General features: G+C 63.1%; 11 protein-coding genes and 1 pseudogene. 8 read left to right on the forward strand and 4 right to left on the reverse strand.

Translation table 11 applies throughout. The annotated features are described in order from the left end of the window. Positions 1–22: 22 nt before the first annotated feature. Positions 23–787, reverse strand: coding sequence for a hypothetical protein (locus tag ASE11_RS25810; RefSeq protein ID WP_156406317.1), 765 nt, complete (start codon positions 785–787; stop codon positions 23–25). Positions 788–2,274: 1,487 nt separating this feature from the next. Between ASE11_RS25810 and ASE11_RS11300 the strand changes: the two genes are divergently transcribed. Both ASE11_RS11300 and ASE11_RS11305 read left to right on the forward strand, forming a co-directional pair. Then, positions 2,275–2,664 carry a hypothetical protein gene (locus ASE11_RS11300; RefSeq protein ID WP_156406318.1) on the forward strand — a complete coding sequence of 130 codons (390 nt, stop codon included), beginning with the start codon at positions 2,275–2,277 and terminating at the stop codon, positions 2,662–2,664. A gap of 129 nt (positions 2,665–2,793) precedes the next feature. Beyond that, complete coding sequence (locus ASE11_RS11305; protein ID WP_056270896.1) at positions 2,794–3,507, forward strand: YebC/PmpR family DNA-binding transcriptional regulator; 714 nt, start codon at positions 2,794–2,796, stop codon at positions 3,505–3,507. An 8-nt stretch (positions 3,508–3,515) separates the two neighbouring features. On the opposite strand, the gene ASE11_RS11310 is transcribed toward ASE11_RS11305, so the two are convergent. Continuing rightward, positions 3,516–4,121, reverse strand: a complete 606-nt coding sequence (locus ASE11_RS11310; RefSeq protein WP_056270899.1) for a hypothetical protein — start codon at positions 4,119–4,121, stop codon at positions 3,516–3,518. Positions 4,122–4,337: 216 nt separating this feature from the next. Here ASE11_RS11310 and ASE11_RS11315 point away from each other — a divergent pair, with 216 nt between their 5' ends. From ASE11_RS11315 to ASE11_RS11325, 3 genes are all read left to right on the forward strand, one after another. Beyond that, positions 4,338–4,562: a hypothetical protein gene (locus ASE11_RS11315; RefSeq protein WP_056270901.1), complete on the forward strand. Its 225-nt coding sequence runs from the start codon at positions 4,338–4,340 to the stop codon at positions 4,560–4,562. 212 nt (positions 4,563–4,774) lie between these two features. After that, positions 4,775–5,494, forward strand: a complete 720-nt coding sequence (locus tag ASE11_RS11320; protein WP_056270904.1) for a Crp/Fnr family transcriptional regulator — start codon at positions 4,775–4,777, stop codon at positions 5,492–5,494. A gap of 94 nt (positions 5,495–5,588) precedes the next feature. Further along, positions 5,589–5,933, forward strand: coding sequence for a DUF2845 domain-containing protein (locus ASE11_RS11325; protein WP_056270907.1), 345 nt, complete (start codon positions 5,589–5,591; stop codon positions 5,931–5,933). A 1-nt stretch (position 5,934) separates the two neighbouring features. Here the strand turns inward: ASE11_RS11325 and ASE11_RS11330 are convergent, their stop codons facing one another. Further along, on the reverse strand, positions 5,935–6,585 hold the full coding sequence (locus ASE11_RS11330) for a DUF6988 family protein (RefSeq protein ID WP_056270910.1): 651 nt from the start codon (positions 6,583–6,585) through the stop codon (positions 5,935–5,937). Positions 6,586–6,729: 144 nt separating this feature from the next. On the opposite strand from ASE11_RS11330, the gene ASE11_RS11335 reads away from it, so the two are divergent. Continuing rightward, positions 6,730–8,013, forward strand: a complete 1,284-nt coding sequence (locus ASE11_RS11335) for an amidase (RefSeq protein WP_082585685.1) — start codon at positions 6,730–6,732, stop codon at positions 8,011–8,013. Positions 8,014–8,016: 3 nt separating this feature from the next. Here the strand turns inward: ASE11_RS11335 and ASE11_RS25340 are convergent. Then, a pseudogene (locus ASE11_RS25340) lies at positions 8,017–8,127 on the reverse strand (mannose-6-phosphate isomerase); the annotation flags it as partial. 197 nt (positions 8,128–8,324) lie between these two features. Here ASE11_RS25340 and ASE11_RS11340 point away from each other — a divergent pair. Together ASE11_RS11340 and ASE11_RS11345 are read left to right on the forward strand one after the other, a co-directional pair. Continuing rightward, positions 8,325–9,155: a phosphogluconate dehydrogenase C-terminal domain-containing protein gene (locus tag ASE11_RS11340; RefSeq protein ID WP_056270916.1), complete on the forward strand. Its 831-nt coding sequence runs from the start codon at positions 8,325–8,327 to the stop codon at positions 9,153–9,155. Positions 9,156–9,202: 47 nt separating this feature from the next. Continuing rightward, the coding region (locus ASE11_RS11345; protein ID WP_056270917.1) for a TRAP transporter substrate-binding protein at positions 9,203–10,089 on the forward strand (887 nt) is incomplete at its 3' end.

Raw genomic sequence — 10,089 nt, forward strand, 5'->3', positions numbered from 1 at the left:
GCGAACGGCGCGTTCGCGGACCTCAGGTGAAAAGTGGTTCGACTTCTTCATGGCTCAATCCTCTCAGAGAAAAGAGCCTCCTCAAAATACGGGGCGGTTCAACCTGCGATCTGATCCGTTCAGTCGGCGTTTGAGGGGGAGCAGGTGTGTTCCCCCCATAGTCACGAACGACCTCGCGCCAATATCGCCTGAGTGTGTAAACCCAGTTCTCAAGCGTGTCCTCCTCGGGGATGTCATGCCAGAGCAAGTGCTCCAGTTGCACTTCAGAAAGTGGATCGCGGGCGTTCAACTGCACAAGGTCCCTGGCAAGACTCTCCGATATGGGCTTCTTCTGGTGGAAGGCGCGCAGAACCGCACTAGCTGCAAGAACAAGAACGGCTTTGTTGGTGCTGCCGCTGAATCCCAGGTTGGCAAACGTGACCCAGACTGGATGCTTGGATTTCTTACCGTCGAGCTTTGATGATGCTGAACCGTGAGAAGACGCAAAGGTGCCGATCAGATTGGCTCGCAACTCCTGCGCGTCGTTCAACAAAGTTCGAATTCTGGGATCTGGATCTTCCAAGCGCCCCACCACCTGTTGCAGACCACCGATGAGTGTGCATACAACCTCTAGGGAGCAAGGGGCCCCATGGACCGCCTTCAGGTACTTGGCGAGTCGTTCGTGAAAGCTGTTGGTGCCTGCACTAGCGGTGGTGATCAGGCTGGCAGTCGAATAGTTGGTGATGTCGTTTGGATTGGAGAGGTTCCCTGTGTGGGATGGAGGTGTGCTTTGCTGCGAGGGGTTCATTGGTCCTTCCCTTCAGCTCGCACCCACAAGAATGAGGGTTCAAAACGTGCGGGCAGTGCAGATGCAGCTGCCCCAGGCTTTGAGCTTGCTTGGCGCTCACGTGAGCACGGTGCGCATATCCGTATCCAAGATGACCCTCGCTTGTGCTCAACAGTTTGCTTAGCAGGTAGCTCGTGGAATTGGTCTGGTGTGGTCATGGCGTGATGGGTCCCCAAAGGAGGCGGTTGCTTCAGCCATGCATCGGCGGGGCGGTGAGGTACTTTAGGTAGGCAATAGTAAAAAAATGTAGCCCTAAGAACCTCGTCAAATGTTCCGTGTGTTAGAGATATCACTTACACCCAGATTTCGTGTTTGCGACATCTCGGTCGCGCCAAGACTTGCTGCTGAAGTCATTCTTCCAGCGTCTGAATTCACGGCGCCACGTCATGAAGTCAGTGCTTGTCCCTTCCCCGTAGCGGACGCATTCGGCGGCGGATTGCGTTGATTTCGATCGCCCCGCGCGACTTTCCAGAGTTCACTGGCCCGAGGTTGTGAAGTGGTCAGCGTCACGCTTCCCATGTCCTTGTCCCTGCGAATTCAAGTTCATGTTTCCTGGGAGTACTGCGCGTGCGATTTGCCCTCGCCAAATGGACCAGGGCAAAACGTCGCCAGATATATGCCGCCAAAAATCCTCAACTAAAAGTGAGTTGAGGCGCTGCGATCTCGTAATCCCCCCCGCTGGTTCGATGTCACGAAGGAGCCCTATCAGGAGGGCCCCACATCAAGAGACTCAGCGTCGTTGGGCCACCCAAAGGTCGCAATCTGCGCTGCTAAAATGCGGTGCACCGCGCCTAAGTTCGGCGCTCCAAGATGACAAAAGGCGCGAGACGGCGCGTGGTGTGTTTATCGGGTGTCATCTGTTGATTCTTCGGTGTCGGCGTAAGTGGTTGTTTTGGCTCAGTTTTTTCTGATGCCTGGTTTCGCCAACGATTGAACCCGACAGAATCCGTTCGGCCCCGATGCACATACACAGTAGAAGTTCGAGGCTCATAACCCAGGTCGCAAGTTCAAATCTTGCCCGCGCAACCAACCAAATCAAGCACTTGCTTGTCATCGAAGCCCTCGGAAACGAGGGCTTTTTTGTTGATTTCGAGTTTTGGGCGAAATGTGGACCCACGGCCTACGGCCTACGGCCTTGGTTCGGTGAGTTGCCCGATGCACGCCCCACAGCAAGGTGCTCGCACGCAATCGCCGCGTGGGCGCGTCTCCATGCGAACTATCGCAGCACGCTTGCCTCGTCATTCGAGAGAGTGAAGACACCTTCGGCACCTGGCACCGTCATACAAAAGCGCAAGCCTGCCAGGTCGGCTTCGAAAGCGGCCGTCTGAAGGCTCGACGAAGAGGACAACCCGCCTGACACTTGGACAAGTGCACCAGCGGTGCGATGAACCCGTCCAGCGGCGTTCCGTGATCACCCATCAGCGGGGGCGCGGGCCGAGAATCCAGAGATGGTCGCCCGCACAGCTTCAACAACCAGGCAACCCGCCCACCGCGTGGCCCTGGGTGGTGCCTTGCTGTTCTGCGCAGGTCTGTTTGAGCACCACCCCGCGCGCAGCCAGGAGCTGGACTTTGCCCGGGACTGCATGCGGGTGGTGGCAGAAGGCTTGATCCTGGAGACTTCTCCCGCGTGCGTGAACGCATTCCGCAGCCAGCCAGCGGCACGCGCCCAATTCATCCAGACCATCCAGGACACCATGGCCCAAGCCGAGGCGGCGCTCTCCGCACCTGCCACCCCCAACGCGGCAGCGCGCTCGCTCAAACGCCTGCATGAACGCGCAACGTCCGAAGCTGGCCGCTGGGCCGGCGGTGGCACCTCTTATTACGGATCTCACCCTTGACGCGGTGAGCCGATCGCGCCCCCGCTCATGGGTGGCAGGTGTTCCTGACGCACTTTCAGTGCCATCAAGCAGCTCGCCCCAGAGGTGTCTGACGCGTAAACTCGCTCGTCAACTCAAAGGAACATGGCCATGGGCGCGCAGTGGAAAGCAAAGCACAAGGATCTGGCGGCCAACGCCAAGGGCAGGCTGTTCGGCAAGCTGGCCAAGGACATCATGATCGCCGCGCGCCACGGCGCCGACCCGGCGGCGAATTCGCGGCTGCGTCTGGTGGTGGAGCAGGCGCGCAAGGTCTCCATGCCCAAGGAGACGCTGGACCGCGCCATCAAGAAGGGTGCCGGCCTCACGGGTGAGATCGTGCACTTCGAGCACGTGGTCTACGAAGGCTTCGCGCCGCACCGCGTGCCGGTCATGGTCGAGTGCCTGACCGACAACGTGAACCGCGCCGCCTCCGACATGCGCGTGCTGTTTCGCAAGGGCCAGTTGGGCACCTCGGGCACGGTCGCGTGGGACTTCGATCACCTGGGCATCATCGAAGCCGAAGCCACCACCAAAGGCGCAGACGCGGAGCTCGCCGCCATCGAGGCCGGTGCGCAAGACTTCCACCCCGCCGACGACGACGGCGTGGTGGTGTTCCTCACCGATCCCACCGACCTCGACCTGGTGAGCCGCGCGTTGCCGGCGCAGGGCTTCACCGTGCTGTCGGCCAAGCTGGGCTACAAGCCCAAGAACCCGATCGACCCCGCCAGTTTGAGCGCCGAACACCTGGAAGAGGTCGAGGCGTTTCTCGCCGCGCTGGACGCCAACGAAGACGTGCAGAACGTGTTCGCCGGCCTCGGCGGCTGAGGGCCCACTCAACCGCGCAACATGGCTTCGTAGTCCCTGCGGGTGGCCGGTCCGACCGAGGCCACCAGTTGTGCATAAGGCGTCTGGTGGCGCACGAGGGTGCGCGCGGAGGCGGTGGCCAGTGAGCGGCAGAACCAGTGGCAGGTGTGTTGCATCAGCAGCAGCTCGGCCGACATGGTGAAGGCCTTGTCCCGCGGTGATCGGTGGAGCTCGTTGCTGGCGGCGTCCGCCAGACCGCGAGCGTGAATGCGGAATGCCTCCCGCACGTCGAACGTGGCCTTGGGAAACAGGCGATCGGCAAATGGCAGTGCCACGCCCAGTTTGCTCACCCGTGTCTGCGCCTCGTCGAGCCGTGAAAACTCGGTGGCGAAGCTGCCGAACTGCTGCGCCACCGACTGCTCGGCCGTGTTCAACATGTTGAGGATCTGCTGGCGCCGCGCAGGGTCGTCTTCACCCAGCGCGCGCAGATAACCTTGCGTGAGGTTCTCCATCAGCGCCTCGATCTGGTATTTGCCCAGAAAACTGCCGAGCAGGGCAATGCGGCGCCTTTGTTCGCCCGAGCGCAAAAACCACACCCCCACGGCCACCAGCATCACCAGAATCAGCACATCCATTGCAAGTCCATCACCGTCTTGTAGGCCTTTGGTAGGCCTTTGGTAGGCATTTTGTCGATCCGCTCCAAGTGGCCCGTGGCTCACACAGCGAGGGGGAGAGTGTAGTGACGCAATCCGCGACCTTGATGCGAGAATGCAAAGTCCAGCGGACAGGGCAGGCGATTCGCCTCTCCCGCGCCGGTGCACATTCCTCGGAAGACACAAGTTTCACTGTCCATGTTGCGTTCCCTACCGTACATCGTTCTCACAGCTGCGAGCATCGCTGTTTGTCTGCTGGCCTTCTCCTGGCTGATGTCGGTCTGGTTGGGTCGTCACCTCGGCTGGGGCGAATTGTTGGCGGCCAGCCTGTTGCTGCTGGTGGCGTTGGGCGTCGGACGCAGCGTCTGGCGCAGCCGCAGCCGCCGCAAGATCGAAGACATGCGCGACTCCGCGCTCTGGTGATCGGCGCCGGGGGCATGGTGGCCCCAGCTGTGTTCCGCACCGTACATACGGGCAAGCCGTTCCTGACTACATTCGCGTCAGCCTGATTCGGCGCCCTGACCCAGGAACGCCGTTAACGGGTGTCCTCCGAGGCCGTCATGTCCACCCGTCCACCGTCCAAAAGGATTGCCTCCGTCCGCACGCCAAAACGCTCTGCTGAATCGGGCGCTCTGTTGTCCAATGCCAGCGAAATCAAGCTCAACGACCTGCTCTCGGCGTTGCCCGACGAAGACATCAAACGCTGGCTCCCGCACCTGGAACTGGTGGACCTGCCTTTGGGCTGCGTGTTGTACGAGTCGGGCGAGGCGGAAGGGCATGCCTACTTTCCCACCTCCGGCATCGTCTCGCTGCTGTACGTGATGCAGAACGGCGACTCGGCCGAGATCGCCGTGGTGGGCAACGAAGGGCTGGTGGGTGTCTCTCTCTTCATGGGCGGCAACACCACCACCAGCCGCGCCGTGGTGCAGAGCGCGGGTCGCGGTTACCGGCTCAAGGCACGGCACCTGATCGAGGCCTTCAAGCTCGGGGGGGCGGTCATGAATGTCTTGCTGCGCTACACGCAGGCCCTGATCACCCAGATGGCGCAAACCGCGGTGTGCAACCGCCACCATTCGCTGGACGAACAGCTCTGCCGCTGGCTCCTGCTCAGCCTGGACCGCCTGCCCGGCAACGAACTGGCCATGACGCAGGAACTGATCTCCAACATGCTGGGTGTGCGCCGCGAAGGCGTGACCGAAGCGGCGTTGAAGATCCAGGGCGCGGGGCTGATCAGTTACTCGCGCGGGCGCATCAAGGTGCTTGACCGCGCTGGCCTGGAGCAGCGCTCGTGCGAGTGCTATGCGGTGGTGAAGGAGGAATACGACCGGCTGCTGCCGCACCAGATGGCGGTCTGAGGCATCGGCTCCCGGTGTCAATGCGTTGCCCCGCACACACAATGCAGACACACTACCGGCGCACACTGAACGGCCTGGCAAGTCGGAGGTCTACATGGGTGCGCAGTTTCGCGTGGGGTTGTTTGCAGCGGTGCTGCTGCTGTCGTTGCCGGCTCAGGCCGAGTCGTTGCGGTGCGGCGGTGGCACGGTGGAAGAGGGTGATTCGCGCGTCTCTCTGCTGCAGAAGTGCGGCCCGCCTCAGTTGCAAGACAGCTTCTGTGCACCGGTGTTCCAGAACAAGTCCCTGGTGCCCGTGCCCGAGCCGTTCGCCAGCAACGCTGTGCCGTGTCAGCAGGTCGACGACTGGTTCTACGACCGTGGCCAGGGCAAGCTGACGGCCACGGTGCGCATCCGCTCGGGCACCGTGCAATCCATCCGCATCCAGCGCCAGCCGCGCTGACTCAGTCCACCAGCGCCGGGTCCTGGAAGCAGACCATCGGCAGCGCATCTTCAAAGCCCCGCAGGGCCTCGTCGATGCTCTGGACGAAAGCGCCCGGTGGGCCTTGGCGCGCGAGCAGGCGAAAGCTCAGGTACATGAGACCGTTGGAGCTGCGCACCACGGTGTCGAACAGGTCCACCGGAAAACCCGAACCGGTGCGGTGCATGGGGTTGATGCCGCCGTGTTCGAAGTCACCCAGCGCGGCGCTATACGCGTCGTTCATGGCCAGCAGTGGCTTCACCAGCCCCGCCAGGCCCGGCTCGTCTGCAAGCCGTGCCTTCAGGCCGTGCACCATGTGCCCGGTGTGCGGCAGGGTGAAGCCACTGTCCGGGTCGAGCATGGCCTTGAAGTCGGCGTCGCTGGCTGCGTAGGCGTACCAGGCGGCGCGCACCAGGGCCTCGTATTGCACATGAAGCATCGCGCAGGCTGCGTTTTGTGCGCCGGTGGCAAACAGGATGCGCAAGGCATAGGCATGTTCGATACCGAGCTCGCAGGCAAAGGCGGCGGCCAGCGCGCGGTGGCTGTTGTCGCGTTCGGGCATGCGGTCGATGCAGTCTCCCAGGTGCAGCGCAAAGGCTTCGGATTGTTCGAGGAGGATCAGTTCGTAGTTCATGCGCGCATGGTACTGGCGGGCCGGTTTCAACGCGGCGAAAAGCCTGCTTCAGCTGTCACTTCAGTGGCTCGCCGCCCGCAGCGTGCCCCGCAGAATGCAGGACTGACGGGCCGGCTGTTCGGTCCGCATGATGAAAGCATGGGCATGCAGAAGATCGAAGACGGGTCCGCGCGCGAGATCGCATGGCGCGTTGCGCGGCGCGAGGTCAGCGCGGAGGCGGTGGCGCGGGCGTTCGTCGAGCGCGTCCAGGCGCGGGAGCCCGGCATCCTGGCCTGGCAACATTTCGACGCCGCACAGGTGATCGCGCAGGCGCAGGCGCTCGACCGCGCAGGCGCGCAGGGCGCCCTGGCCGGCGTGCCGATCGCCGTGAAGGACCTGATCGACACCGCCGACATGCCCACCACCTACGGCTCGCCGATCTACGCGGGGCACCGCCCGGTGGTGGACGCCGCCGTGGTCGCCAGCGTGCGCGAGGCCGGCGGTGTGGTCATGGGCAAGACAGTGACCACCGAGTTCGCCACCTTCAAGCCCGGTGTCACGCGCAACCCGCGCGCCAGCGCCGATGCACCGCGCACACCGGGCGGCTCCTCCAGCGGCTCGGCCGCGGCGGTGGCCGCCGGCATGGTGCCGCTGGCCTTCGGCACCCAGACGGCTGCCTCGGTGATCCGGCCCGCGGCTTACTGCGGCGTGGTCGGCTACAAGCCCACCTTCGGCCTTCTGCCGATGGCGGGCATCAAATCGCTCTCGCCCACGCTGGACACCGCAGGCGTGTTCGCGCGCTCGGTGGACGATGCAGCGTTTTTCGTCGGCACGCTCTCGCGCATCGAGCTGGCGCTGAGCGCGGTGACGGGCTGGCGGGTGGGCATCTGCCACACACCACATTGGGACCTCGCATCGCCCGATGCGCGCCGCGCGTTGCAGCACGCCGCGCGGCACTTCGACAAGCTCGGTGCGCGCGTGGTCGAGGCGGTGGTGCCCGGCGCCTGGGTGGGTCTGGCGCAGGCCCAGATGGACATCATGGGTTTCGAGGCCTGGGCCGCTTTCGCGCCCGAGCGCAACCGCCATGCGAGCCTCTTCAGCCCGGCGTTTGCCGAGGTGCTGGCCAACGGAGCGGCGGTGACCGGCGAGCGCCTGGCGGCGGCCCATGCGCTGGCCCTTCACGCGCGCGGCGAGATAGAGAACCTGCTGCAGCAGGTGGACGTGTTGATCGCACCCAGCGCCACCGGCGAAGCCCCACTGGGGCTGGACGCCACCGGCAACCCGATCTTCAGCCGGCTCTGGAGCCTGCTGGGCGTGCCTTGTGTGCACGTGCCCACGGGTGTGGGTGAGCACGGCATGCCGGTGGGCGTGACGGTGGTCGGTCCGCGCTGGCGCGATGCGAAGGCGCTGAGCGCGGCGCTTCAGCTAGAAGCTGCCGTTCGAGGCTGAAGCTCAGACGGCACCGGTCGGGTGCGTGGGGTCCACCCGCAGCACCTGCTCGGGCCTTTCCACCGGCTTGATGTCCAGGTTCACCGCCACCGCCTGGCCGTCGTTGCGGTAGAGCCGCACTCCAACACGTCGTCAATCCCGTTCTCCAGCGGGCCACGCTCCCCTGCGGCCGGTGGTGGGCGCCGGTTTGGTCGGCCGTATCTCGGGTTATCCCTATAAGGGTGATGATCATGTCGTCATACCATCACACCAGATCGACGCAATGGGCGTCGAGATTCGCCGAATGGGCCGGTGTCAACGATGGAGACAACATGACTGTGAAGATTGCGCTGTTTGGAGCGGGCGGCAAGATGGGCGTGCGCCTGTCCCAGAACCTCAAGGGTTCTGCCTACGAGGTCCGCCATGTCGAGCCTGGCGAAGCCGGGCGAAAGCGCCTGCTGGACGAGGTGGGCGTGGAATGCGTGTCGGTGGAGCAGGCGCTGGAGGGTGTGGATGTGGTCATCCTCGCGGTGCCGGACACGCTGATTGGTCGACTCTCGGCTGAGATCGCGCCGCGGTTGAAAGCGGGCACCATGGTGATGACATTGGACGCGGCCGCGCCGTTCGCGGGACACCTGCCGCAACGTTCAGACCTGGTGTATTTCGTCGCGCACCCCTGCCATCCCTCCATCTTTCACCCCAAGACGCATGTCGAAGGGGCGCCCGACTATTTCGGTGGGGTGGCCGCACCGCAGTCCATCGTCAGCGCGCTGATGCAGGGTGACGAATCTTCGTTCGCTCTGGGTGAGGAGATTGCCAAGACGATCTACCAGCCGATACAGAGGGCCTACCGCGTCACCGTCGAGCAGATGGCACTGCTGGAGCCTGGCTTGTCCGAGACCGTGTGCGCCACCCTGCTTGACGTGATGCGTGAAGCCATGGACGAAGTCGTGGCCCGTGGTGTGCCTGCGGAGGCCGCACGCGACTTTCTGCTCGGTCACATGACGATCCTGAGCGCCGTGATCTTCAAGCAGATTCCGGGTCAGTTCTCTGATGCCTGCAACAAGGCCATCGTCAACGGCAAGCCACGCCTGATGCGCGACGACTGGAAAAAGATCTTCGACCGCGAAGAGATCGCCGAAAGCATCGAGCGCATCACCTGACCTGAATTCCTGCAACTCATCGCTCATCCACCCCACTAGGAGACAACATGAAAAAGACCCAACTGACCCTGACCGCCGCTGCACTCTTCCTGGGCGCGTCCGTGCATGCCCAAACCACCCTGAAAATCGGCTACTCCAATGCCCTGAACTCCCACTACGGCATGGGCGCCGTGGCTTTCTGCGAGGGCATCGAAAAGGGCACACAGGGCCGCTACAAGTGCCAGCAATTTCCCAACAACGCACTGGGCGGGGAGCGCGAAATGATCGAGGCAGTGCAACTCGGGACACAAGATGTGGCCAACGTATCCACCGGCGCCCTGGGCAACTTTGTGCCAGAGACCAAGATCGTCGACATTCCCTTCCTGTTCCGTGATTACGACCACGCGCGCAAGGTGATGGACGGACCCATCGGCCAGGATCTGCTCAAGAAGATGACGGCGAAAGGCATCGTTGGCCTGGCCTGGACCGAGAACGGCTTTCGCCACATCACCAACAGCAAGCGCGCCATCAATACCGCGGACGACGCAAGAGGCCTGAAGTTGCGCACGATGGAAAACAAGGTGCACATGGACGGCTACAAGACCTTCGGCGTCCTGCCCACGCCCATGGCCTGGCCGGAGGTGTTCACCGCGCTGCAGCAGGGCACGGTCGATGGTCAGGAAAACCCGATCCCGGTGATCCTCTCCAACAAGCTCTCACAGGTTCAGAAGCACCTCTCGCTGACCAACCACGTGTATTCACCGGCGGTGCTTGTGCTGACGCCCACCATCTGGAACAAGCTGTCGGACCTGGACAAGCAGGTGTTCCTGGATGCCGCAAAAGCGGCGTCGACTGTGCAGCGCAAGAAGGTCAACGACGACGAGAACAACGGCATCGCGCAACTCAAGAGCGATGGCATGCAGGTGGTGGAGAAGGTCAATGGCGAGAGCTTCCG

It is taken from the genome of Hydrogenophaga sp. Root209, from assembly GCF_001428625.1.
Taxonomy (GTDB): Bacteria; Pseudomonadota; Gammaproteobacteria; order Burkholderiales; family Burkholderiaceae_C; genus Hydrogenophaga.

Excerpts from the sequence above, each read along its gene's own strand:
- ASE11_RS11310 (WP_056270899.1), bottom strand. The coding sequence starts at position 4,121 with ATGGATGTGCTGATTCTGGTGATGCTGGTGGCCGTGGGGGTGTGGTTT.
- ASE11_RS11340 (WP_056270916.1), top strand. The coding sequence starts at position 8,325 with ATGACTGTGAAGATTGCGCTGTTTGGAGCGGGCGGCAAGATGGGCGTG.
- ASE11_RS11305 (WP_056270896.1), top strand. The coding sequence starts at position 2,794 with ATGGGCGCGCAGTGGAAAGCAAAGCACAAGGATCTGGCGGCCAACGCC.
- ASE11_RS11325 (WP_056270907.1), top strand. The coding sequence starts at position 5,589 with ATGGGTGCGCAGTTTCGCGTGGGGTTGTTTGCAGCGGTGCTGCTGCTG.
- ASE11_RS11315 (WP_056270901.1), top strand. The coding sequence starts at position 4,338 with ATGTTGCGTTCCCTACCGTACATCGTTCTCACAGCTGCGAGCATCGCT.
- ASE11_RS25810 (WP_156406317.1), bottom strand. The coding sequence starts at position 787 with ATGAACCCCTCGCAGCAAAGCACACCTCCATCCCACACAGGGAACCTC.
- ASE11_RS11335 (WP_082585685.1), top strand. The coding sequence starts at position 6,730 with ATGCAGAAGATCGAAGACGGGTCCGCGCGCGAGATCGCATGGCGCGTT.
- ASE11_RS11330 (WP_056270910.1), bottom strand. The coding sequence starts at position 6,585 with ATGAACTACGAACTGATCCTCCTCGAACAATCCGAAGCCTTTGCGCTG.
- ASE11_RS11300 (WP_156406318.1), top strand. The coding sequence starts at position 2,275 with ATGGTCGCCCGCACAGCTTCAACAACCAGGCAACCCGCCCACCGCGTG.